This window comes from Paenarthrobacter sp. TA1.8 (genome assembly GCF_048595705.1).
GTDB classification, from domain to species: domain Bacteria; phylum Actinomycetota; class Actinomycetes; order Actinomycetales; family Micrococcaceae; genus Arthrobacter; species Arthrobacter nitroguajacolicus.
The window spans coordinates 1,791,056-1,815,345 of record NZ_CP184287.1 but is presented as its reverse complement, the minus strand read 5'-3'; the positions used below and the strand labels follow the sequence as shown (position 1 = coordinate 1,815,345).

Sequence of the window (24,290 nt, the reverse complement as noted above, 5' to 3'; positions counted from 1 at the left end):
CTAGGGCGCGCCGCCGCGCGAGATCAGTTCCTTGGCAAGGCGGCGATAAGCGTCGGCGCCGATGTGGTTTCCGGCGTAGCTGGTGATGGGTTCCGCGGCCACGGTGGCATCTGCAAACTTGATGGAACGCTTGATGACAGTCTCGAAGACCTTGTCCCCGAACGCCTCCACCAGGCGCGAAATCACTTCACGGCTGTGCAGGGTGCGGGCGTCATACATGGTGGCCAGGACACCGTCCACCTGCAGGCGCGGGTTGAGGCGGTCCTGCACCTTCTCGATGGTCTCCACCAGAAGCGCAACGGCGCGCAAGGCGAAGAATTCACAGATCAAAGGGATGATGACGCCGTGGGCTGCAGTCAGCGCGTTCACTGTCAGCAAGCCCAGCGACGGCTGGCAGTCGATCAATACGACGTCGTAGTCATCCTCAACGCTTTTGAGTGCGCGGTCCAGGACTTGCTCACGGGCAACCTCGTTGACCAGCTGCACTTCGGCAGCAGAGAGATCAATGTTGGCGGGCAGGAGGTCAACGCCTTCAACACCGGTCTGCTGGATGGCATCGCGGATGTTCACCTTGCGGTCCATCAGGACGTTATAGACGGTGAGGTCGAGCTCGTGCGGGTTGGCCCCAAGGCCGGCGGACAGAGCGCCTTGCGGATCAAAATCCACCAACAGGACGCGACGGCCGTACTCGGCGAGCGCAGCCGCCAAGTTGATGGTGGAGGTGGTTTTACCCACGCCACCCTTTTGATTGACCATGGCGATGACTCTCGCCGGACCATGGGAGGCCAGTGGAGCAGGTTCCGGGAATTCGCGGTAAGGGCGGCCCGTGGGCCCCATGATGGCGTCTTCCAGATCGAGCTCGGTGCCTTCCAGCGTAGCTGTTCCCCGTTCGATGCTCACGTATCTAACCATTCTTTCGACGACGATCTTCCCTGCCGCTGCGCCCCCGGACGACAGCGCTGCTACCCCTTTAGGCTACAGCGCCCGACACGGTTATTTGGGGAACTTGACTTTGGCCGATTGTTGAGCCTTGACCCTCTGGTTGAGGTCGAAGGTTGAGGCGCGTGCCTGGGCTGCCGCGGGAACAGCGAAGGCCGGCACCTGGTGGGGTGCCGGCCTTCGCCAAACTATCTTGCGTTGACGCTGATCCTGCTAGACCGTGGCCTTCTCGCGGTTTTCAGCCTCGGGTGCAGCCTCTTCTTCGCCGCCGTGGGCGATCATGGTCTGCTCATCGAAGGGCTCGCTGCCGGAGAGGACACGCTCTACCTGGCCGTTGTCGATTTCCTTCACCCAGGTGCCGATGAGGACTGTGGCGACTGCGTTGCCGGTGAAGTTGGTCAATGCACGTGCCTCGGACATGAAGCGGTCGATTCCAACGATCATGCCCACGCCGCCCAAGAGCTCAGGCTTGTGTGCCTGGAGGCCGGCCGCAAGGGTGGCAAGTCCGGCACCCGTGACGCCTGCAGCACCCTTGGAAGCGATGATCATGAAGACCAGCAGGGAGATCTGCGCGCCGAGATCCAACGGCGTGCCCATGGCGTTGGCTACGAACAGCGATGCCATGGTCAGGTAGATGGCCGTGCCGTCCAGGTTGAAGGAGTAGCCGGTGGGAACCGTGACGCCGACAACCGGCTTGGAGACTCCCAAGTGCTCCATCTTGGCGATCAGGCGGGGCAGGGCTGCCTCGGAGGAAGAGGTGGAGAAGATCAGGAGGTACTCGCGGGCCAGGTACTTCATGAGCTTGAAGATGTTCACGCCGGCCACTGCGCGGAGCAGCGTACCGAGGATGGCCACGATGAACAGTGCGCACGTTACGTAGAAGGCAAGCATCAGGGTGAACATGCTGAGGATCGCCTGGGCGCCGGTGGCACCAACGACGGCGGCGATGGCACCGAATGCTCCAACCGGGGCCAGCCACATGATCATGATGAGGATGCGGAACACGAGGCGCTGTCCGTGACCGATGGCGGTGAGGATGGGTGCACCCTGCTTTCCCATCTTCTGCAGTGCGAAACCGACCAGAATGGCAGCCAGAAGGGTGGGCAGGACAGGGATGTCGCCGGGGATGATGCCCAGGAGGAAGTCCACTGTGCTGTTGGTATCGGCCTTCTTGGTGGGATCGTACGGGGTCAGCTTGAGCCCCTCGCCCGGGTGGATCAGGTTGCCCACCACCAAGCCGATGGCGAGGGCAAACGTGGACATTGCCACGAAGTAGCCCAGGGCGAGTCCCCCGACCTTGCCAACGGTTGCGGCTTTGGCGATGGAGCCGATGCCCAGGACGATGGTGCAGAAAATGACCGGGGCAATCATCATCTTGATGAGCTTGATGAAGCCGTCACCGAGCGGCTTGAGGGACTTGCCAACCTCGGGGAACATCAGGCCGACCACGGCGCCGAGCACTACGGCCAGGATGACCGCGATGTACAGGTAGTGCGACTTGTCGAGCCCCTTGCGTCCACCTTTGGCGGCTACTGCCGACTCTCCTCGTTGAGAGGTCATGGGATTCTCCTTCTGGATACTGTGTAAGGCGCTGCGGTCCTGCACTGATGTCCAATCCGCTGCCCTTGTGTGATATCCATCATTGAGCCGTTGGTGACACACATCACCGTTGCGGTCATATTGGTCATGGGAGGCCCACGTGTTTCACAGCTGGAGCATCGCCCGCCGCTTGTTCGTGGCGAACCTGTTGTTCGTCCTGGTCCTGACGGCGGTCTTCGGCGCGTTCTCCGTGGTGGAGGCCAGGGACAGGGCCTACGACGAAGCCGGCGGAAGGATGCAGGCGATCGCCACGTCCCTGGCCAACAATCCCCTTGTCCTGGAGGCCTCATCCACGGCAGATCCTTCAGCCATCCTCCAGCCCTACGCGCGGGAAGTCATGGACGACGCCGATGCTGATTTCATCACCATCATGGCTCCGGACAGGACACGCTGGACCCACCCCCGTACAGAGGAACTGGGCAAGCCATATATCGGGACGATTGAGCCGGCCCTCGGCGGTGAAACCTTCACCGAAGTTACTGCAGGAACCTTGGGCCCCTCGGTCCGAACCATCGCTCCCGTCAAGGACGCCGGTGGAAGCGTCAAAGCCTTGGTCGCTGCCGGCATCACGGTCCGCACAGTGGACACCGACGTTGCCGAGAGGCTGGGAGTGATTGGCGTCATCGCGTTGGTGGTCTTGTTCTTCGGATCAGTGGCCTCCTGGCTCTTGGGCCGCTATCTGCGCTCGGTCACAAGGGGATGGGGACCAGAGCAGCTGGCACAACTGTTCGCGTACTACGAGTCCGTCCTCCACTCCGTCCGCGAAGGCGTGATCCTGATTGACACCCACGGCAAGGCGGTGATGTACAACGACCAAGCCGCAGAGCTTCTGGGCCTGGAGCCGTCCGACGCCGACCGGTCCCCTGACGACGCCCCCAAACTCGCCGATCTTCCCTTCGATGGCAGCCTGCGGGCGCTTTTCGAATCGGGTAGGCCCGCACATGACGAAATCCATCTGACTGGTTCGCGGATCCTGGTGGTCAACCAGGCCCCGGCGGTAGGGCAGGTGCCTGAGCGGAGCCGGCAGAAACCCGCCGTCTACGGGACGGTGGCCACTATCCGCGACCGTACCGAAATCGAATCCCTGGGCACGGAGCTCCAGACGATGAAGACCCTCTCCGATGCCCTGCGCGCCCAGACACATGAGCATGCAAACCGGCTCCATATGATCGTTTCCCTGTTGGAGTTGGGCCGCACGCCCCAGGCTTTGGACTTTGCCACCAAGGATCTTGAACTCAGCCAGCAACTCACCGATGACATGGTGGCCTCCGTGGACGAGCCCGTCATGAGCGCCTTGGTGATGGGCAAGGCGGCGGAAGCCCACGAACGCGGGGTGGAATTGGTGGTCCGAACCTCAGGGCGCTCCGGCGTGCGTGGCCTCGAGATCCAGGACCTGGTGACCATTCTCGGGAACCTGCTGGACAACGCGATTGACGCTGCCGCTGCCGGCGACTTTCCCCGGAAGGTGGAGCTGGACGTGGAAGCCGGACCTGCCGCCGTCGAATTTACGGTGCGTGACTCCGGCAGCGGCATCAATCCGGGCTCCATCGACGACGTCCTGCAGTACGGCTTCAGCACCAAGTCTCCGGAAGGAAACCCGCAAGGTGCCCACGGTCGGGGCGTTGGCCTGGCCTTGGTCCGTCAGGCAGTGGAGCGGCTCAACGGTACGATGACCATCAGCAATCCCGGCGGAGCACAGTTCCACGTCATGCTCCCCGCGCCGGTTCCCGAGGAAGAGAAGGCATGACAGAGATCCGTGTCCTGGTGGTGGAGGACGAGCCAATAGCCTCGGACGCCCACTCTGTCTACATTGGCCGCTTGGACGGCTTCACTTTGGTGGGGACGGCACCCGATGGCCAGTCGGCCTTGCGCATCCTCGGAGAATTTGCGGCGTCCGGCTCCCCTGTGGACCTCGTCCTGCTGGACATGAACCTCCCTGACCTCCACGGCCTGGACGTGGCCCGGCGGATGCGTTCCGCGGGAGTCTTTGCCGACATCATCGCCATCACTGCCGTCCGTGAACTGAACATCGTCCGCAGCGCCGTGTCCATCGGCGTCGTGCAGTACCTCATCAAACCCTTCACGTACGCCACCTTTGCCGACAAACTCAGCAGCTACCGGACCTTCCGCGAACAGTTGGCGGGCTCGATGTCCGGCATTTCCAAAGCAGGGGCCTCGCAGAGTGACGTTGACCAGGCTTTCGCGAGTCTTCGCGCACCCACGGAACTGCCGCTGCCCAAGGGACTCTCCGGGTCAACGCTGGAGTCAGTGAAGGACCTGGTGAGGGCGGGGCAGCGGCCGGTGTCCGCAAGTGAGGTCATGGACGCACTGGGGATGTCCCGAGTGACCGCCCGCCGCTATCTGGAATACCTTGCCGACGCCGGAACGGTCACCCGGGCGCCCAGGTATGGCACCCCTGGCCGGCCGGAGAACGAGTACGGCTGGAACCGGGCCTAGGGATCCTCCCGTTACCCGTGCCTCCGCAGTAAGCTGGTGGCGACCCATGGAGAGCCCATGTCCGCACAGCCGCCGCTCCGACAACCAGAATCGCCAGCGCTACCGCAGCTGATGGAAGCCCGCGAGGCGTACGCCCGTGGAGAGTGGGACGCTGCGCTTCGGACCATGGAGAGTGCCGGTGAAGAATCTCCGCTGAGCCTGGAGGACCTGGAAATCCTGGCGCGCTCCAAATGGTGGCTCGGCGACGTTCAGGGTTCCATGGCATTATCCGAGGAAGTATTTCGCGGATTGGTCGCCCGTACACAGTTCCAGGCCGCCGCTAAGGCTGCGCTGACCTTGTCCTTGCAGTGGGGTGTCCGCGGGAACATCGCTGTGTCATCGGCATGGCTGAACCGGGCGCGACGACTCTTGGACAGGCTTCCCGAGTCTCCGGAACACGGATATTTGCTGTATCTGGAGGGCAACGACGCAATCTACCTCGAAGGTGACGCGGACTCTGCCCTTGCTGCTTCCCTGCAGCTGACCGCCATGAATCGTAGGCAGAAAGCTCCCGAGCTGGAGAGTTTCGCGCTCATGTTGTCGGGTCTCGCCGCCGTCCGGAGAGGCCAGGCAGCCCGCGGCTTCGAGGACCTGGATCAAGCACTGCTCCCCGTCATGGCCGGCCAGGTCCCGGCGGAGTGGGGTGGCGATATCTACTGCTCCGTCATCCACCTCTGCTACGAACTGGCCGACTACTCGCGCATGAGGTGGTGGACTGACGCTTTGGCCGCATGGTGCGTCAGCCTGTCCACGTCCTTCATGTACTCGGGGATCGTCCGGGTCCATGAACTGCAGCTGATCAGTGCCGAAGGGGGCTGGAAGCAGGCAGAGGCGGAACTGGCGCACCTCGGCGAGCGTCTTCGGAATGCCCATGCTTGGATCGCGGCCGACTGTTTCAACGAAATGGGCGATATTCGCCGACGGCAGGGAAACAGATCGGGCGCCGCGGCCGCGTATGCCATGGCGCGTGGACTCGGCGTTGATGCCCAGCCCGGCTCGGCCTTGCTTCTTGCTGATGCCGGAAAGGACGAGGAAGCGCTCACGGATCTCCGCGCCGCGTTGGCAGACCGCGGGCGCCTTGGACGGGCCTGGCTGCTGCTGCCGCTCGTGGAGTTGCTTGCACGCCGGGACGCTGACAGTGCTGAGGTGTTTTGCAGCGAGCTGGAAGGAACTGCTGCCTATTACGGGACAGCGGGATTGATTGCGTGGGCGCATCATGCCAGGGGCGCTTTGTTTATGGCCCAAGGCCGCTGGCTCCAGTCGCTGCCCGAGTTCGAAGCGGCTGCACTGGGCTACCGTTCCCAGCATTTACGTTATGAGCTGGCACGGATCCATGAGCGACTATCGTCAGTCCGGGCGGCGCTGGGCGAGGCCGGTGCGGCCGACGCGGAACGCGCCACCGCTGCCGCCATCCGTACACAGCTAGGAGCTGCACCGTTCTCCTTGCCAAATGTTGATGACGCCCTGGGTGGGCTGACGGCCAGGGAAATGGAAGTACTGGGCTGCGTGTTGTCCGGCTCAAGCAACAGGCAGATAGCTCAGACCCTCACCATCTCCGAGAAAACAGCCAGCCGTCACTTGGCGAACATCTTCACCAAGATCGGCGTTAACTCCAGGACTGCTGCGGCCGCTTGGGCGCGTCATCACGGAATAGCAGAGCACCACCGGACTTGAGCCTGCATGATTTGACCCATGGTGCGCCAAAAGATGCAGGTTTTCGCGGACGCGCTGCAAGGCTCCGCGGCCTTACCTTGAAGCTACGGATAACGGGCCGGGCAGGCCGGCCCCCGCATTATTAAGGACCCGCGATGAACAGCTCCCAGGCCGGGCAACGGGAAGCTTCCACGGCGGCGGAAGCCGTCCAGCAGGCCACGGGACGATTGATCGGAATCCTCAACGATTCTTCCATCGCCCTCTTGGTGGTTGTAGGCCACCAAACTGGCCTTTTCGAGACACTGTCGGCCCTCCCTGCGGCCTCTTGCAGGCTTATTGCCGATGCGTCGGGCCTCAATGAGCGCTACGTCAGGGAATGGCTGGGCGGCATGACCTCGGCTGGCTTCGTGGACTACCAACCGGACAGTGGAACGTATCTCCTGCGCCCGGAATTCGTTCCTGTCGTAACAGGTGCAGGTACCGAAAATCTCGCGCGAACACTGCAGTACGTGCCGCTCATGGGCGAGGTGGCCCCGAAGATCGTCCACGCGTTCCGGACGGGCGGCGGAACTAGCTACGAGGATTACCCGCGATTCCATCACATCATGGCTTCTGAAAGCGCTGCAGTGAACGATGCATCACTCCTGGAGACCATCCTTCCCCTGACAGATTGTCTGGAGGCGCTGCGCAGCGGTATCTCCGTCGCTGACATCGGATGCGGCGAGGGCCATGCCTTGAACCTGTTGGGGTCCACCTTCCCTGCCAGCACTTTTACCGGCTACGACTTCTCCGCCGAAGCATTGGCAACCGCCGCTGCCGAGGCCTCCGGCCTGGGACTTTCCAACGTCCGATTCGAACTTCAGGATGTGAGCCGGCTGGACATCTCCGAGGCGTTCGACTTGGTGACAGCGTTTGACGCCATCCACGATCAAGCCCACCCGGCTCAGGTGCTCAAGAACATCCATGCTGCGCTCAAGCCCGGCGGCACCTTCCTGATGGTGGACATCAATGCTTCAAGCCGGTTGGAGGAGAACTTGGACCTCCCGTGGGCCGCCTTCCTGTACACCATTTCCACATTCCACTGCATGGCTGTTTCCTTGGGGCAAGGCGGCGATGGCCTGGGCACGGTATGGGGGAAGGAACGGGCCACGGACATGCTCCGTGAAGCGGGTTTCCGGACCTTGGAGGTGAAGGAAATGGAGGAGGACCCGTTCAATGCGTACTTCATCGCCCGCGCTTGAATGTATACATTATGGGAATATTACCCCTAATTAGCGCTGTAATTGACGATTCGTGTATACACTGAGGGCATGCGTGCTAGTGATCGGGCTTACTCTTCCCTTCGGGAAGACATCATTGAGTGGCGCCTGCGGCCGGGTACTGTCTTGGCGGAAGTGGAGCAGTCCGAACGTCTCGGGGTGTCCCGGACGCCGGTCCGGGAGGCGCTGGGCCGGCTCACCGCGGAGGGATTGACGGCGGCAGGCGGCCGCGGCGTCGTCGTCACCGACATCTCGCTGGAGAGCATCGACGAGTTGTTCGAGTTGCGCGAAACCCTTGAAGTCAGGGCCGCGGCGTTGGCTGCCCAGCGCGGGGAACCCGGGATCTTCGCCGAGTTGCATACCCAGCTGCTGCAAGCCCCCGAACTGCTCAGCGAAAACGACCCCGCACGCCACGAGTATTACGCCTTGGTGAGCCGGCTGGATGACGCCATCGACGCTGCGGTCTCCAATTCCTACCTGGCCCAGGCGATGCGGAGCCTGCGCGTCCATCTGGTCCGGGTCCGCCGCCTGGCCGCCGATGACACTGCCCGGCTCCACGCGGCAGCCGCCGAGCACGCCGCGATTGCTGAGGCCATCGCCGCGGGCAACCCCCGTCTGGCGGAGGCCGCCACCACAGTCCACCTGCACCGCAGCCTCACCCACGTCAAAGCCACCCACACCCCTGCCCTGAAACACCCTGCCTAGCCAAACGCCTCACGAGAAGGAGCACCATGGTCAAGAACCATCACGTCCGCGTCTACAAGTCCGAAGAGAACCTCCCCCGCGAGGAGCAGTTGGCGCATAAGATCGCCGTGGTCGCCGCCGACCCCGTCGAAGTCACCCCCGAGGTCACTGACATGGTGATCAACCGGATCATCGATAACGCCTCGGTGGCCATCGCCTCGTTGAACCGGGCACCGATCGTGGCCGCCCGGGCGCAGGCACTGACCCACGCACCCTCGGCCAATGGCAAGGGCGCCCGCGTGTTCGGCATCGAAGAGCAGGTCTCCCCGGAATGGGCCGCCTGGGCCAACGGCGTGGCCGTAAGGGAACTCGATTACCACGACACGTTCCTGGCTGCGGACTACTCCCACCCCGGGGATAACATCCCGCCGATCCTGGCCGTCGCCCAACACGTTGGCTCCAACGGTGCGGACCTGGTCCGTGCCATCGCCACCGGCTATGAGATCCAGGTGAACCTGGTCAAGGCCATCTGCCTGCACAAACACAAGATCGACCACGTGGCCCACCTCGGCCCCTCCGCTGCGGCCGGTATCGGCACGTTGTTGGGTCTGGATGTTGAGACGATCTTCCAGTCCGTGGGCCAGGCCCTGCACACCACCACCGCCACCCGGCAGTCCCGCAAGGGTGAAATCTCCACGTGGAAGGCCCACGCCCCGGCCTTCGCAGGCAAAATGGCCGTCGAAGCCGTGGACCGCTCCATGCGCGGCCAGACCTCACCCGTGCCGATCTACGAAGGCGAAGACGGCGTGATCGCCTGGATGCTGGACGGCCCGGACGCCTCCTACGAGGTCCCGTTGCCGCTGCCCGGTGAAGCCAAGCGCGCCATCCTGGACACCTACACCAAGGAACACTCCGCCGAGTACCAGGCCCAGGCGTGGATCGACCTCGCCCGCAAACTCCACAAAGAGCACCCCGAAACCACGGACCCGGCCAACGTGGCGTCCGTGCTGATCAAGACCAGCCACCACACCCACTACGTGATCGGCTCCGGCGCGAACGATCCCCAGAAGTACTCCCCCACCGCGTCCCGCGAAACACTGGACCACTCCATCCCGTACATCTTCACCGTCGCGTTGCAGGACGGTGCGTGGCACCACGTGGACTCCTACGCCTCCGAACGCGCCGCCCGTCCGGACACGGTGGAACTCTGGCACAAGGTGACCACCGTGGAAGACCCGGAATGGACCCGCCGGTACCACTCCCTGGACATCGCCGAGAAAGCCTTCGGCGGATCCGTGGAAATCACCCTGACCGACGGCACTGTGATTACCGATGAGATCGCGGTGGCCGACGCCCACCCGCTCGGAGCCCGGCCCTTCGCCCGCGAGCAATACATCAACAAGTTCCGCACCCTCGCAGCAGGACTCGTGGAGGAAGCCGAAATCGACAGGTTCCTCACCGCCGTCGAACGCGTCACCGAACTCGGCGCAGGCGAACTGGACCAGCTGAACATCACCGCAGCACCCGGCGTGATCGACCTCGCCGCAGCACCCAAGGGACTGTTCTAAATGCTGTACTCCAAAGTCACCCCCGAACAGAAACGCCTCAAGCTACGGGAGCTGCTGGCCTCCGGGACCGTTCATCAGTTCCCGGGCGCGTTCAACCCGCTCTCGGCCCGGCTGATCGAGGAAAAAGGCTTCGCCGGCGTCTACATCTCCGGCGCCGTCCTGGCCAACGACCTCGGACTCCCGGACATCGGCTTGACCACCCTCACCGAGGTAGCCACCCGGGCCGGACAGATCGCCCGCATGACGGACCTGCCCTCCCTGGTGGACGCCGACACAGGCTTCGGCGAACCCATGAACGTGGCCCGCACCATCCAGGAACTCGAGAACGCCGGCCTGGCCGGCTGCCACATCGAGGACCAATTCAACCCCAAACGATGCGGCCACCTGGACGGCAAAAACGTCGTCGACATCGACACCGCCACCAAACGCATCCGCGCCGCAGCAGACGCACGCCGCGACCCGAACTTCCTCATAATGGCCCGCACCGACATCCGCGCCGTCGAAGGAATCCAAGCCGCACAAGACCGCGCCAAAGCACTGGTAGACGCCGGCGCCGACGCGATCTTCCCCGAAGCCATGCGTGACTTGAGCGAGTTCCAAGCCATCCGCGACGCCGTGGACGTGCCCATCCTGGCCAACATGACCGAATTCGGCAAAAGCGAACTCTTCACCACCGAGCAGCTCCAAGAAGTCGGCGTGAACATGGTCATCTACCCCGTCACCCTCCTCCGCATTGCCATGGGCGCTGCAGAGCGTACTCTGGAATCGATTAAGGCTGCGGGGACCCAAGAAGCGCAAGTGGAAAACATGCTCACGCGTGCGCGCCTCTACGAACTCGTCGACTACGAGGCATACAACCAATTCGATACCGGCGTTTTCAACTTCCAGGTACCTGGCGTCCGCTAGGTTCCGGATTCATCAAGGGGAACGCAGGCACTCTGGCCTACTCGGAGCGCCTGCACTATGAACGAAGGAGTTCAGCATGGCTGCTGAAGACATCAAAAAAGGCCTTGCCGGCGTCGTGGTGGACTACACCGCGGTCTCAAAGGTCAACCCGGACACCAACTCGCTGCTGTACCGCGGGTATCCGGTCCAGGAACTGGCCGCAAAATGCAGCTTCGAAGAAGTCGCCTACCTGCTGTGGAACGGCGAACTGCCCAACGAAACAGAACTCTCGGCATTCACGGCCCGCGAGCGCGCAGGACGTGCTCTGGACCCCGTGGTGAAGTCAGTGGTGGATACACTGCCCACCACGGCGCACCCTATGGACGTGTGCCGCACGGCAGCGTCGGTGCTGGGCGCCAGGCACGAGCTGGCGGAGGATTCCTCACCTGAAGCGAACATGAAGAAGGCAATTGATCTCTGGGCCGCCATGCCCGCCGTCGTGGCCTATGACCAGCGCCGCCGTCGCGGACAGGAACCCGTTGAACCGCGTGAGGACCTGGACTACTCGGCCAACTTCTTGTGGATGACGTTCGGCGAAGAACAGGTTCCGGAGGTGGTGGAGGCGTTCAACGTCTCCATGATCCTGTACGCCGAGCACTCCTTCAACGCCTCCACCTTCACCGCCCGCGTGGTCACCTCCACGCTCGCTGACCTGCACTCGGCGGTTACCGCCGCGATCGGCGCTCTCAAGGGTCCACTGCACGGCGGAGCGAACGAGGCCGTGATGCACACCTTCGATGAGATCGGCATCCGCAGCGAAGAGTCCCTCGAGGAAGCCGCCACCCGGGCCCGGGCCTGGATGGAAGACGCCCTGGCCCGGAAGAAGAAGGTCATGGGCTTCGGACACCGCGTCTACAAACACGGCGACTCCCGCGTGCCCACCATGAAAGCCGCCCTGGACAAGATGATCGCCCACTACGGCAGGCCTGAGCTCCTGGGCCTCTATAACGGACTCGAGCAGGCCATGGACGAGGCCAAAGCCATCAAGCCCAACCTCGACTACCCCGCCGGCCCCACCTACCACTTGATGGGCTTCGACACCCAGACGTTCACCCCGTTGTTCGTCGCCAGCCGCATCACGGGCTGGACCGCCCACATCATGGAACAGGTAGCATCCAACTCACTGATCCGTCCGCTGAGTGAATACAACGGGCCGGAAGAGCGGCACGTCCCCTAACGCGTCCCGAAATTTGGCGAACTCTACGACGACGGGCCGGTCACCGAAAGGTGACCGGCCCGTCGTCGTACTTGTTTCGGTACTGCTACCGCTGAGGATCCACCCAATCAATGGTGTGGACGTCGGCCACATTCTCGTTGTCTGCCGCCAAGGCCACCCTCACGGCGATGCGCTGGCCGGAAATCATGGCCGGCAGCCAGTGTTCCGCGTCAGCCCACATCCGCTCTACTGGAAGTTGCGCCACTGGGAACCATTCAGGGGCGATTTCGTCGCTTTCCGATGGCTCCCCCTCCCACGCGCGGGTCAGGAACACGGTGGTGGCCATGTTCCACTCCGGCCTCGCAGGGAAAACGAAATCAACTGTACCCGCCGAAATCAGGTCCTTCGCGTGCACCACCACGTTGATCTCTTCCATGACCTCACGGCACGCAGCCTGTGAGGCGGTCTCCCCCAACTCAACGTGCCCGCCGACGCCCACCACCTTGCCCCGACCGAAACCTGTCTTCTTGGTCCCGAGCAGGACATGTTCTCCGTCCGCGCCGTCGCGGAGGAGGAAGCACAAAGTCACATGGGCTGCAGTCATGCTGCCTACCTTAACCTGATCTCCCCTGCCGCTGCCGCCATTGCTACAGTGAGCCCATGACTGAAGGTGGGGGCAACCGGCAAGCCCAGGTGGCAGCCGTCGAATGCGTTGGCGAACCGCCGCCCAACGACGGTTCGGGTGCAGGAGAAACAGTCCCCAAGGCTAAAGCCGAACGGGACGCCTGGTTGCCAGGCTGGCTCGTGGCACACCCGCTCTATGCAGGGTGGGCCTGGACAGTGGTTTGGGCAGGACTGATCGTTTTGGACGAAGTGGTGGACCTGGCCGGATGGACCTGGTACCTGCTGGTCCTCGTGGCCGCGCTACCCACCTTGATCTCTACGCTGGTGGTTCTGCATGCCACGCCGCGAAGCCACCTCAGGGCAGTCGACGCAACCGTCTTGGGCCACTTCTTCGTCCGATTCCTTGCACTGGTAGCAGCCTTCATGGTGTGGGCAGGCTCAGTGGTGATGAGTGCTTCCATCTCCACCACCATCCAGTCCGTGATTGGCGATTCCGAAAAGGAAGTCACGGCTCTGGGTTTCAATCTCATGCTGGCAGCAGTTCCGCTGGTGCTCTCCATCCTGTGGATGGCGTTCATCGTCCGCTGTGCGTGGTTTCTGCGGCGGCTGCGGGGCTGGCGTCAGATACCACTGAAGACACGCGTACCAAAGAAGTTCCTCCGCGGACGCCCCCGGCTCAAGCGCGTGGTGGTAGGGCTGGCACACCCCGGCCTCTTGCTGGTAGCTGGCTTGGGGACCTCGCTGCTGGCATTGTTCGTGGACGCCGTGGAGCTAACGCTTAATGTGCTCGAGTAACCCGGGCGTTATCTTAGTGTCTGGATTTATCCCGGCGCCCTGGCTATCCGAGCGCCCTTGGATGCGCTGCTGCGTAGACCTCACGCAAAGTATCCGCGGTGACCAGCGTATAGACCTGGGTGGTGGTCACGGACGCGTGTCCCAGCAGCTCTTGAACCACCCTGACGTCCGCCCCACCCTCCAAGAGGTGGGTGGCGAAGGAATGGCGCAGCGTGTGTGGAGAGACATCTTTGGTGATATTCGCCTTCTCGGCGGCGGCCTTAAGGATGGTCCACGCACTCTGCCTGCTGATCCGGCCACCCCGGGCGTTGAGGAACAGCGCCGGGGAGCCCTTGCCCTTGGACGCCAGCAACGGCCTGCCGCGAACAACATAGGCCCCGACGGCGCGGGCACCGTAAGAGCCCAGGGGTACCAGGCGTTCCTTGGAACCTTTGCCGAACAGCCGCACGATGGCAGGGTCACCGCCGGTGTCTTCGAGGGAGACGTCATCGACGTCCAACCCCACGGCCTCGCCGATGCGGGCTCCCGTGGAGTACAGGAATTCAAGCAATGCGCGGTCTCGCAGACCGGTAGCACTGTCTGAGCCGGCAGCTTCCAGGATGCGCGTCACTTCGCCAACGCTGATGGCTTTTGGCAGCCGCTTGCCCGGCATTGGTGGGTGCACATCGCTGGCTGGGTCCGCCGTCGTGGTTCCTTCCAGCGCCCAAAACTTGTGGAGGCCACGCACAGCTACCACTGTGCGTGCAGCAGAGCGCACCCCCAGGGCGGCGGCGCCGTCCGAACCGTCAGACAAGGCCTGCACGAAGGCGGTCACGTGATGCCGTGTGATGTTTCCCGGCTGATCCACGCCTTGCGCGGCAAGGAAGTTCGAATACCGGGCGAGGTCCCTTCGGTACGCGGACAGCGTGTTCGCCGCCAAGCCGCGCTCCACGCCGACGTGCTGCAGATAGTCGGTTACTGCACGGTCAACGCCATTGACGGTTCGAGTGGCGGCCTCGGCCATGCTCAGCGCTGGCTCGGGTGAGCCGGCCAAGGCGCGTTGGCTGGACGAAGGCTGGTGAAGCCATCAGCTTTCGCGGCAGCGGCTGCGAGGATCCCCAGCACTGCCGACGGATTATGCAGCCGGCCTTCCAGCACTGCTTGCACGGCGTCCTCGAGCGGCACCCAGTGAAGTTCAATTTCAGCTTCTTCATCGGTGCGGACATGCCGGTCCGCCAACGGTACGTCGCTGAGGCCCCGTGCCAGGTAGATCCGGACTGCCTCGCTGGAGGAACCCGGCGAGTTAAAGAAGTCCACAAGGACGTTCCAGGTAGCCGCTACCAGGTCGGCTTCCTCCGCCAGTTCCCGGGCCGCGCCCACCACGAAGTCCTCGCCTTCAACGTCCAGCAGGCCGGCGGGGATCTCCCACAGATCCATGGCGACCGGATGCCGGTACTGCTTCAGCAACAGAATCTCACCGTCCACGTTCATGGGCAGCACCGCTACTGCGCCGGGGTGGTCGATGTAGTCACGAACCAGGGTGTCCGTGCCGTCGCTGAGTTGGAACGAGTCGCTGACGACGTCCCAAATGCGGCCTTCATATACCTTGCTGGTAGACAAAAGACGGCGCGGGCTCGGCATGTCCGAAACCTGCCTTGATGTGCGGGGGGTTTCAGAAATACCGGGCATCGCGCCGTCCTTCGTTAGTACTTGCGTTTACTTGGCAGCTACCGTGCGGGCACCGGTCTTGGTGGCCACGGGCGCACCTTCACGACGCTCCAAGGCAGCCTTGACCAAACCTGCGAACAGCGGGTGGGGGCGGGTGGGGCGGGAGCTGAGCTCCGGGTGCGCCTGCGTTGCCACGTAGTACGGGTGGACTTCGCGGGGAAGCTCCACATATTCCACGAGCTTGCCGTCCGGGGAAGTACCCGAGAACACCAGGCCCTCGGCAGCGATCTGGTCGCGGTACTTGTTGTTGACCTCGTAGCGGTGGCGGTGCCGTTCGCTGACAGTGGTGGTGCCGTAGGTCTCGGCAATGACCGAACCTTCGTCCAGCTTGGCTTCGTAGAGGCCCAGGCGCATGGTGCCGCCGAGGTCTCCCTTGCCTTCCACGATGTCCAACTGTTCTTCCATGGTGGCAATAACCGGGTACTTCGAGTCGGGCTCGAACTCGCTGGAGGAAGCACCTTCAAGGCCAACCACGTTGCGGGCGTACTCGATCACCATGCACTGCAGGCCCAAGCACAAGCCCAGGACCGGGAGCTTGGTTTCGCGGGCGAACTTCAAAGCGCCAAGCTTGCCTTCGAGGCCACGGATACCGAAGCCGCCGGGAACGCATATGGCGTCCACACCGGCCAAGGACTTGGTGGCACCTGCCAGGGTTTCGCACTCGTCCGAGGGGACCCAGCGGATCTTGACCTTGGCTTCGTTGGCAAAACCTCCGGCGCGGAGAGCCTCAGTGACCGAGAGGTAGGCGTCCGGGAGGTCGATGTACTTGCCCACAAGGGCAACCTCGACCTCGTGCTTGGGGTTGTGGACAGCTTCAAGCAGCTTGTCCCACTTGGTCCAGTCAACATCCTTGAACGGGAGATCCAATGCACGGACGATGTAGGAGTCCAAGCCCTGCGAGTGAAGGGTCTTGGGGATGTCGTAGATGCTGGGTGCGTCAGCGGCGTTAACCACGGCGTCGATGTCGACGTCGCACATGCGGCCGATCTTTTCGCGCATGGCATCGGGCACTTCGCGGTCCGAGCGGATCACGATGGCTTCAGGCTGGATGCCAATGGAGCGGAGGGCAGCCACGGAGTGCTGGGTGGGCTTGGTCTTCAGCTCCTGGGAAGGGCCAATGTACGGCACCAATGAAACGTGCAGGAAGAAGACGTTGTTGCGGCCCACATCCTGGCGGACCTGGCGTGCGGACTCAAGGAACGGCTGCGACTCGATGTCGCCCACCGTGCCACCGATTTCGGTGATGATGACGTCCGGAGCGTTTTTGCCTTCGGCAGGCAGGCGCATACGGCGCTTGATTTCATCCGTGATGTGGGGAATAACCTGAACGGTGTCTCCAAGGTATTCGCCGCGACGTTCCTTGGCGATGACGGTGGAGTAGATCTGGCCCGTTGTGACGTTGGCCGAACCTTCAAGGTTCTCATCGAGGAAGCGCTCGTAGTGTCCGATGTCGAGATCGGTTTCGGCACCGTCATCCGTCACGAATACTTCGCCGTGCTGGAAGGGGTTCATCGTGCCCGGATCCACGTTCAGATAGGGATCGAGCTTCTGCATAGTTACAGACAAACCACGTGCCCGCAGCAGGTGACCGAGGCTTGAAGCCGTCAGACCCTTACCGAGCGAGGACGCCACACCACCGGTGACGAAGATGTGTTTGGTCGTCTTGGACGAGCCCGGGAACCGGGAATTTACACGGGAATTTGATCGCTGCACCACGGAATTCGAGCTTATCATCAATTACGCCTTCCAAGCGTCTGTTCGGATTCCCCAAATGGTCAATAGTTGCTCACCACCGCATTCCAAGCAAGACCTGGGCGGGAAGAAGGGCACCAATGTGATTGTGCTCGCACTAGCCCGCGGCAGCTAAGCCCGGCAACTCTACGCGCGCTGCGGCAGGAGCTTCGCGTCGTCCAGCAATTCCTGGGCATGCGCCTGCGCGCTCTCGGAATCCTCTTGACCGGCCAACATGCGGGCAAGCTCCTTGACCCGCTCGTCGTCGCCAAGAAGCTGAACGTCACTGGACGTGAACCCCGTGGTTGTCTTCCCATCAGCGCCACGCACGGAAGTTTTCGTCACGCGGATATGTTGATCTGCGAAGGCCGCTACCTGTGGCAGGTGTGTGACCACAAGGACCTGGACGTGCCGGGCGAGCATGGCCAGCCTTCGGCCGATTTCGACGGCGGCACGCCCACCCACGCCGGCGTCCACTTCATCGAAGACGAACGTGGGGACGGGATCCACTGCGGCAAGAACTACCTCGATTGCCAACATGACCCTGGACAGTTCACCGCCGGAGGCACCCTTGCCCAGTGGCCTCGCCGGAGCACCGGAGTGAGGCCTGAGGAGGAAGGCGATCTCATCGGTGCCCCACGGCCCCAGCACGCCGCTGCCATCAACCTCGATGACCAACGTGGCGTCGGCCATAGCCAAGGCCTTCAGCTCGGCGCTGACCCGCGCTGAGAGGTCCTTGGCAGCTTTGAGGCGGGCTTTGGTGATGCCCGCGGCCAGCTTGCGCAGGGTTGCCTCCGCGGAACCCACCTCGGCGTCCAAGGCCTCGATGCGGCTGGAGTCATCCTGCAACTCGTCGAGGCGTGTCCTGGCCGCAGCAGCCCACTCAAGCACTTCGTCAATGCTGGGGGCGTACTTTCGAATCAGCTTGGCGAGGGCAGCGCGGCGTTCCTCGATTTCGGAGAGCCGTTCGGGGCCTTCCGTGTCCAGCGCTGCCTGGTAACTGGACAACTCGGCGGCGATGTCATTGAGGAGGAAGCCGACCTCCGCCAGCCGCGTTGCTGCGGAACGAAGTTCCTCGTCGTGCTCCGCCACGTGCTCCAGTGTCCGTTTGGCGGCATCCACCATGGTGGTTGCGTCGCCGGCGTCTCCGAATTCTTCGGCAATGAGGGACTCATGGGCCGCAGCTGCCGCCAAACGCAGTTCTTCCACATTGGCCAGTTTTACGGCCTCGGCCTTGAGGGTTTCGTCTTCACCAGGCTGGGGATCCACCTCATCGATTTCCTTGAGGGCCGCGTCCAGGGATTCAGCCTCCCGCAAACGCTCGCGGGCTTCGCTGCGCAGTGTTTCGAGTTCGGACTGGATGGCCCTCCAGTGGTTGAACAGATCCTGGTACTCCCCCAGCGTCTTGGCGAGGGGTGCTCCGGCAAACCTGTCCAAGGCGTGCCGCTGTGCGGTGGCGCTCTTGAGCCGGATCTGGTCTGACTGGCCGTGGACCACCACCAGGCTCTCGCCCAATTCAGCCAACACACCCACCGGTGCCGCACGTCCGCCAACATAAGCCCGGCTACGCCCGTCGGCACCCACGGTTCGGGCCAGCAGGAGCTCAGCAACGCCGTCGAACTCTTCCGCCTCCCCGCCGGCCTCCTTGGCGCGTTCCACCGCACTGTGCGCTGGATCGAGCTTCAGCACAGCTTCCGCCGACGCAGATTTGGCGCCGCTTCGAACGGCGCCGGCATCCGAACGGGCACCAAGAAGAAGTCCGACGGCGGTCACCACCATGGTCTTGCCTGCACCGGTTTCGCCGGTGACGACGCTGAGGCCGGGGCCCAGCGGCAGGGCGGCGTCGGTTATGACGCCGAGGTCACGGATTCGGAGTTCTTCGAGCATGTTTCACTTCGCATTCGTGGGGTCTGATGGCTCACCGTGCCCCGGGTCCGGGGACGTTCCGGAGTCCCGGGGGCTGGGCAACGGTGCCGGTGACAGTGTGCGGATGACAGGGATGGGTCCGGTGTGCACTTCGCCGCTCCGGGGCGCCGGGCCGCGCCAGCCATGGATGGGAAGTTGGAACTTCCGGACAAGCCGGGCCGAGAACGGTGTCTTGTGCGTCCGGGCCAGCCGCACCGGGGTTGCCGAGCGCGTTACTTCAACGCGTGCTCCAGGCGGGAGATCCACCGAACGACGGCCGTCGCACCAGAGGACCCCCACGGCGTCGGTACGGTTCATGATTTCGACGGCCAACTTGGAACGGGGCGACACCACCAAGGGTTTTGCAAAAAGTGCGTGTGCACTGATCGGGACGATGACCAAAGCCTCAACCTCAGGCCACACGACGGGCCCACCTGAAGAAAAAGCGTAGGCCGTGGAACCCGTGGGCGTCGCGAGGACAACACCATCACAGCCGAACGACGTCAAAGGACGCTCGTCAACTTCGGTGACAACTTCCAACATGCGTTCACGGTTGGCCTTCTCAATGGCAGCCTCGTTCAAAGCCCACGTGTGCCAAATCTTCTGGCCCTTGACCCACACTTGGACATCGATGGTCATGCGTTCTTCCACCGTGTATTGACGGCTGGCTATCCACTCCACTGTTTGGGCCAGATCGGCGCGTTCACTTTCCGCGAGGAAACCCACGTGACCCAGGTTGACGCCCAGCAGCGGGACATCGACTTCACGGACCAGCTCAGCCGCGCGGAGTATGGTGCCATCGCCGCCCAGGACCATCACGAGTTCCACGTCCTCCAGATTGACGTGATCGTTGAGGATCTCGATGGGTGTATCGAGGGCACCGAAGAACCGTTCGATATCTGCAAGTTCGGACTTCTGCAGCACGGGAACCAGACCAGAGGCATGCAGTTGCGTACAGGCATCCCACGCTGCGCGGAGCGATTCCTCCCGCCCGGTGTGGGCAAGGACAAGTACACGCCTGCTCATCGAATCTGCTTTCTAGTGGTTCGGCCAGAGTTTCCTGATCAATGCAGCAACGTCCTCGTCCCGCTCTTCGATCTTAGGCAACACCGAGGACATCCTGCGCGTCATCCACAGGAAGTATTCAACATTTCCGTCCTGCCCGGGAAGCGGACTGGCTGCCAGGTCCTGAAGTTCAAGGCCTGCATCCACTGCTGCGCGGGCCACTTGGGCGACCGCCCGCCGTCGTTCATTCTCTGAGGACACCACGCCGGTTCGGCTCAGACGCTCCTTGCCAACCTCAAACTGCGGTTTGACCATAAGGACTAAATCGCCGCCCGGCTCGGTGCACTGCGCAAGCGGCCACAGGACCAGCGTCAACGAGATAAAGGACAAATCAGCCACCGTCAGCTGTGCCGGACCGCCGATCTGCTCCGCCGTCATATACCTGACGTTCAGGCCTTCGTGGACCTCCACCTTGGGATCCTCCCGGAGGTGCGTGACCAGCTGGCCGTGCCCCACGTCCACGGCCACTACTTCGGCGGCACCTTGCCGCAGAAGGACGTCAGTGAAACCGCCAGTGGAGGCACCGGCGTCGAGGCACCTCTTCCCGGAAACTACGACGGCGGGAAACGCCTTCAGCGCGCCGGCCAGCTTATGCCCGGCGCGGCTGACGTAGATGTCCTCCAGGTGGGACTCGACATCCAACCCGGTCGTAGCATCCACTTGGTGCGAGGCTTTGACGAGGACGTTGCCGCCCGAGCTGACCTTGCCGTCACTAATGAGCTTGGCGGCATGGGTACGGGACCTCGCCAGCCCGCGGGTGACGAGTTCCTGATCAAGTCTTGGCATACGTTAGCTGTCGCCTTCCGGGCGGGGATCGCTGGGGGTGCTTTTCGGGACTGCCGGAAGCCCGGGTTCGGCATCCAAGGCTTCCAACAAGCCGTCATGGATGCCGGCGTACAGGTCCCCGTGGTCCGGCACGGGCAATTTAGCGACGTCCTCCAGCGGGCCTAGTGCCCTGTCCACCAGCGGATCACCTGTGGGGTTTGCGGCGTCAGGCCACTGGACCGCGGGTCGCTCCGGTTCAGGATGTTCCGCCTCTGAGTGTTGAGGCTCTGAGTGTTGGGGCTCGGTCATCGCACCAGTCTAGTGATTTCGCCATTCCAGCTGCGGCGCCTGCGCCACGTCCGTGTCGGGAACCGCTGCCCACCATGCCGCGCACGCCGCGCGCCATGCATCGAGGTCACCCTCAAGGCCAGTCACCGTGACGGTCCCGTCCCCTGCAACTGCAGTGGCTGCACCGCAGCGGAACGTGCCGGCGTCGCTGACAACCTCCGGATACGGCGCATAAAGGCCTTCCAGGTCTGCCAGCAGGTAATCCGGACGTTCGTCAGTCCGCGCCGCAATGATGGTGTGGGTGGTGTCCACACCGGTGAGGACTGCCGCCGTCGCAAATCCTGCGCGGTTACCACCCAGGATGTCCGTGTCCAAACGGTCGCCCACAACCAGCGGACGATCAGCATTTAGCCGTTTGGCTGCCGCGTGGAAAAGGGGCGCTTCGGGCTTGCCTGCCACCAACGGCGTCTTACCCGTGGCAGCCGCCACCGCGGCAACCAGCGTTCCATTACCCGGTGCCATGCCGCGGGCCTGCGGGATGGACATGTCCGTGTTGGTGGCAAACCACATGGCACCCCCGGCTACGACATATGATGCCTCCGCCAGATCCTTCCACCCAATCTCCGGGTTGAATCCCTGGACGACCGCAACCGGTGATTCGGCGGCGCTGTGCACCGGTTTGAGTCCCACCAGTTCGATCTCATGGGCCAATGCTGCGCTGCCAGTGATGAGGACATGCGCCCCCGCAGGCAGCATGGAAGCCAGAAGCTCCCCTGCCGCCTGGGAGGAACTAACCACTTGATGGTCCTCGGCCGGCGCACCGAGCTCACGCAGATGCGCCGCGACCTGGGCAGGGGTGCGGGAGGCATTGTTTGTCACGTAACCCAGGCCGACGCCTACGGTTTCGAGACGCTGCAATGACTCCACAGCCCCCGGAATGGCGTGCGGTCCTGCATAAACCACTCCATCCAGATCCGAAAGGACAGCATCAAACGATGAGATCAGTGAATCAGCCATGCTGGGAGTCGGAGCCCTCGTTCTCGGTGTCTTCGTCTTTTGTTTCTGCTTCTTCGTCCGCGGAATCGATGTCAGATTCAGCGTCATCGGATTCGAAGTAATCAGACTCGACGTCATCAAGCTCAACGTCATCATGCTCAACATCAGCGGCTGCGGCCTCAACGATGACCGTCTCCGTTTGCGGCTTCACGACGTCGGCATCCGGGGCCGGCTTCTCGAAGCGCGGCTTACGCGCAGCTGCTTCTTCCTGCTCGTCCCAGCCCAGGTCCAGAATTTCGGGTTCAGCGAAGTCGCCCACGCCCAAAGCGTTCTCAGCCACGAGCGCCTGCCGGGCCCATTTGTCCGCTTCTTCGGTACGACCCACAGCACTCAGAGCTTCAGCGTATGCGCGGAAGAGGCGGGGGCTATATGAAAAGGCCCGGTTGATGTCCAGCTGCGGGATCTCAAGCTCGCTAACCGCAGCATCCAATTGCTTGAGGTCCGCACGTGCACCTGAGGCCACGATGGCAAGCTCAACCTTGCCAGGAGCGTCAAGATCCTGGGCTTCGGGAGAACGGACCATGTCAAGGGCGCGATCCGGACGTCCCAAGCCACGCTCGCAGTCAGCCATCACCGGCAAATGCACGTTGGAGCCACTGATGCGGCGGTACGTACGGAATTCGCGCAGTGCCTCACCGTAGTGACCGGCAGCGTAAGCAGTAAGGCCAACCGCCTCACGCACGGCCGAGAGGCGCCCGCCGCGGCGGCTCGCGGCGAGGGCGTGCTGGAATGCGAGCTCCGGCTCAATGTCGATCAGGCGGCCAGCCATGACCAGGTGCTTCGCGACCCAGCCCGCGCTTTGCTCCTCGAGGGTCTTGATCTGGTGACCCGTGGCGCGGTCGAGTTCCTTGCCCGTGACGTCCTCGTCAATCTCAGGAGAACGTTCGCGGTCAGGACGGTTGGCGCTGCGGATGTCCTTGGCGTTGGGGACCCGGGCCGGACGCTCTTCCCACGAACCGCCACGGTCGTTGCGGTCACCGCCGAAGTTCCGCGGTCCGCGCTCGGGACGATCACCGAACGGCTTACGGTCGCCGCGGTCGTTGTTGAAGGGGCGACGCTCACCATCGCGTGCCGGGCGGTCACCACGGTCACCGAACGGCTTACGGTCACGGTCGCCGCCGAAGGGGCGACGGTCATCGTTATCGCGACGGGGGCCATCGAAATTACGCGGTCCGCGCTCGGGACGATCACCGAACGGCTTACGGTCACCACGATCGTTGTTGAAGGGGCGACGCTCACCATCGCGTGCCGGACGATCACCACGGTCACCGAATGAACGACGCTCACCGTCTCGTGCCGGACGATCGTTACGGTCACCGAACGGCTTACGGTCACGGTCGCCGCCGAAGGAGCGACGCTCATCGTTATCGCGACGGGGGCCATCGAAATTACGCGGTCCGCGCTCGGGACGATCACCGAACGGCTTACGGTCTCCACGATCGTTGTTGAAGGGGCGACGCTCACCATCGCGTGCCGGACGATCACCACGGTCACCGAACGGCTTACGGTCTCCACGATCGTTGTTGAAGGAGCGACGCTCACCATCGCGTGCCGGACGATCACCACGGTCACCGAACGGCTTACGGTCACGGTCGCCGCCGAAGGAGCGACGCTCACCATCGCGAGCCGGACGATCACCACGGTCACCGAACGGCTTACGGTCACGATCGCCGCCGAAGGAGCGACGCTCACCGTCGCGAGCCGGACGATCGTTACGGTCATTGTTGAAGGGGCGACGCTCACCATCGCGAGCCGGACGGTCGTTGCCATCCCTGTTCTCCCTGGAACGGAAGCCACGGGGGTCTCCGCCGGAATTGTTGTTGGCGCGGTACGAACCGCGATCATCCCGGTTCCCTCCGAAGTTTCCGCGATTGGCGCCGCGATTACCGCCGTTGTGCTCAGCCATGGTGGATTCCTCCTGTTGCGAGCCGACCACTGGCGCGTGCGTAGTCGCTCATAACCCTTATTTCGTTGTCACGCCGCCGGCAGCACTCGTCTGCCGACTCGTATATCTTGTTCAATTCTATTCGACACCGCCACAGCGACCGAACGCCG

The 24,290-nt window shown here is 63.1% G+C and carries 21 protein-coding genes; 9 read left to right on the top strand and 12 right to left on the bottom strand.

Features of this window, described 5'->3' with window-relative positions; translation table 11 throughout:
* Both ACNAOT_RS08485 and ACNAOT_RS08480 read right to left on the bottom strand, forming a co-directional pair.
* Nucleotides 1–900 carry a ParA family protein gene (locus ACNAOT_RS08485; protein WP_024820433.1) on the bottom strand — a complete coding sequence of 300 codons (900 nt, stop codon included), beginning with the start codon at nucleotides 898–900 and terminating at the stop codon, nucleotides 1–3.
* 252 nt (nucleotides 901–1,152) lie between these two features.
* Nucleotides 1,153–2,499 (bottom strand): cation:dicarboxylate symporter family transporter, encoded by a 1,347-nt coding sequence (locus tag ACNAOT_RS08480; protein WP_420180725.1) that lies wholly within the window; start codon nucleotides 2,497–2,499, stop codon nucleotides 1,153–1,155.
* Nucleotides 2,500–2,638: 139 nt separating this feature from the next.
* On the opposite strand from ACNAOT_RS08480, the gene ACNAOT_RS08475 reads away from it, so the two are divergent.
* The 8 genes from ACNAOT_RS08475 (at nucleotide 2,639) to ACNAOT_RS08440 (ending at nucleotide 12,320) form a co-directional block, all read left to right on the top strand.
* Nucleotides 2,639–4,285: an ATP-binding protein gene (locus tag ACNAOT_RS08475; RefSeq protein WP_420180724.1), complete on the top strand. Its 1,647-nt coding sequence runs from the start codon at nucleotides 2,639–2,641 to the stop codon at nucleotides 4,283–4,285.
* Nucleotides 4,282–4,995 carry a response regulator gene (locus tag ACNAOT_RS08470; protein ID WP_091466581.1) on the top strand — a complete coding sequence of 238 codons (714 nt, stop codon included), beginning with the start codon at nucleotides 4,282–4,284 and terminating at the stop codon, nucleotides 4,993–4,995. The genes ACNAOT_RS08475 and ACNAOT_RS08470 overlap by 4 nt, the downstream gene beginning before the upstream one ends.
* Before the next feature lie 57 nt (nucleotides 4,996–5,052).
* On the top strand, nucleotides 5,053–6,708 hold the full coding sequence (locus ACNAOT_RS08465) for a LuxR C-terminal-related transcriptional regulator (RefSeq protein WP_420180723.1): 1,656 nt from the start codon (nucleotides 5,053–5,055) through the stop codon (nucleotides 6,706–6,708).
* A 134-nt stretch (nucleotides 6,709–6,842) separates the two neighbouring features.
* Nucleotides 6,843–7,928: a class I SAM-dependent methyltransferase gene (locus tag ACNAOT_RS08460; protein WP_420180722.1), complete on the top strand. Its 1,086-nt coding sequence runs from the start codon at nucleotides 6,843–6,845 to the stop codon at nucleotides 7,926–7,928.
* Between the two features lie 69 nt (nucleotides 7,929–7,997).
* Complete coding sequence (locus tag ACNAOT_RS08455; RefSeq protein WP_420180721.1) at nucleotides 7,998–8,651, top strand: GntR family transcriptional regulator; 654 nt, start codon at nucleotides 7,998–8,000, stop codon at nucleotides 8,649–8,651.
* A gap of 26 nt (nucleotides 8,652–8,677) precedes the next feature.
* Nucleotides 8,678–10,198 carry an MmgE/PrpD family protein gene (locus tag ACNAOT_RS08450; RefSeq protein WP_420180720.1) on the top strand — a complete coding sequence of 507 codons (1,521 nt, stop codon included), beginning with the start codon at nucleotides 8,678–8,680 and terminating at the stop codon, nucleotides 10,196–10,198.
* Nucleotides 10,199–11,104: a methylisocitrate lyase gene (prpB, locus tag ACNAOT_RS08445; RefSeq protein WP_420180719.1), complete on the top strand. Its 906-nt coding sequence runs from the start codon at nucleotides 10,199–10,201 to the stop codon at nucleotides 11,102–11,104.
* A gap of 76 nt (nucleotides 11,105–11,180) precedes the next feature.
* Nucleotides 11,181–12,320: a bifunctional 2-methylcitrate synthase/citrate synthase gene (locus ACNAOT_RS08440; RefSeq protein WP_420180718.1), complete on the top strand. Its 1,140-nt coding sequence runs from the start codon at nucleotides 11,181–11,183 to the stop codon at nucleotides 12,318–12,320.
* Between the two features lie 85 nt (nucleotides 12,321–12,405).
* Here ACNAOT_RS08440 and ACNAOT_RS08435 read toward each other — a convergent pair whose 3' ends face one another.
* Complete coding sequence (locus ACNAOT_RS08435; RefSeq protein WP_420180717.1) at nucleotides 12,406–12,903, bottom strand: 8-oxo-dGTP diphosphatase; 498 nt, start codon at nucleotides 12,901–12,903, stop codon at nucleotides 12,406–12,408.
* A 56-nt stretch (nucleotides 12,904–12,959) separates the two neighbouring features.
* Between ACNAOT_RS08435 and ACNAOT_RS08430 the strand changes: the two genes are divergently transcribed.
* Complete coding sequence (locus tag ACNAOT_RS08430; protein WP_420180716.1) at nucleotides 12,960–13,718, top strand: hypothetical protein; 759 nt, start codon at nucleotides 12,960–12,962, stop codon at nucleotides 13,716–13,718.
* A 43-nt stretch (nucleotides 13,719–13,761) separates the two neighbouring features.
* Here ACNAOT_RS08430 and xerD read toward each other — a convergent pair whose 3' ends face one another.
* The 9 genes from xerD to ACNAOT_RS08385 all read right to left on the bottom strand — a co-directional run bounded on the left by xerD (nucleotide 13,762) and on the right by ACNAOT_RS08385 (nucleotide 24,141).
* On the bottom strand, nucleotides 13,762–14,721 hold the full coding sequence (xerD, locus tag ACNAOT_RS08425) for a site-specific tyrosine recombinase XerD (protein ID WP_420181142.1): 960 nt from the start codon (nucleotides 14,719–14,721) through the stop codon (nucleotides 13,762–13,764).
* A 2-nt stretch (nucleotides 14,722–14,723) separates the two neighbouring features.
* Complete coding sequence (locus ACNAOT_RS08420; RefSeq protein WP_091466564.1) at nucleotides 14,724–15,386, bottom strand: NUDIX domain-containing protein; 663 nt, start codon at nucleotides 15,384–15,386, stop codon at nucleotides 14,724–14,726.
* A 27-nt stretch (nucleotides 15,387–15,413) separates the two neighbouring features.
* The gene (locus ACNAOT_RS08415; protein WP_091466563.1) at nucleotides 15,414–17,159 is read right to left on the bottom strand and encodes a CTP synthase; all 1,746 of its coding nucleotides are present in this window, start codon (nucleotides 17,157–17,159) and stop codon (nucleotides 15,414–15,416) included.
* 144 nt (nucleotides 17,160–17,303) lie between these two features.
* Nucleotides 17,304–19,043: a DNA repair protein RecN gene (gene recN / locus ACNAOT_RS08410; protein ID WP_420180715.1), complete on the bottom strand. Its 1,740-nt coding sequence runs from the start codon at nucleotides 19,041–19,043 to the stop codon at nucleotides 17,304–17,306.
* 3 nt (nucleotides 19,044–19,046) lie between these two features.
* Nucleotides 19,047–20,087 (bottom strand): NAD kinase, encoded by a 1,041-nt coding sequence (locus ACNAOT_RS08405; protein WP_091466559.1) that lies wholly within the window; start codon nucleotides 20,085–20,087, stop codon nucleotides 19,047–19,049.
* A 12-nt stretch (nucleotides 20,088–20,099) separates the two neighbouring features.
* Nucleotides 20,100–20,912: a TlyA family RNA methyltransferase gene (locus ACNAOT_RS08400; protein ID WP_054809331.1), complete on the bottom strand. Its 813-nt coding sequence runs from the start codon at nucleotides 20,910–20,912 to the stop codon at nucleotides 20,100–20,102.
* Between the two features lie 3 nt (nucleotides 20,913–20,915).
* A complete protein-coding gene (locus ACNAOT_RS08395; protein ID WP_420180714.1) occupies nucleotides 20,916–21,200 on the bottom strand; it encodes a hypothetical protein in 285 nt (94 codons plus the stop codon).
* Between the two features lie 9 nt (nucleotides 21,201–21,209).
* Entirely contained in the window at nucleotides 21,210–22,196 is a 987-nt protein-coding gene (locus ACNAOT_RS08390; protein WP_091466556.1) for an HAD-IIA family hydrolase, read from the bottom strand.
* Complete coding sequence (locus ACNAOT_RS08385; protein ID WP_420180713.1) at nucleotides 22,189–24,141, bottom strand: hypothetical protein; 1,953 nt, start codon at nucleotides 24,139–24,141, stop codon at nucleotides 22,189–22,191. The genes ACNAOT_RS08390 and ACNAOT_RS08385 overlap by 8 nt, the downstream gene beginning before the upstream one ends.
* Nucleotides 24,142–24,290 lie beyond the last annotated feature (149 nt).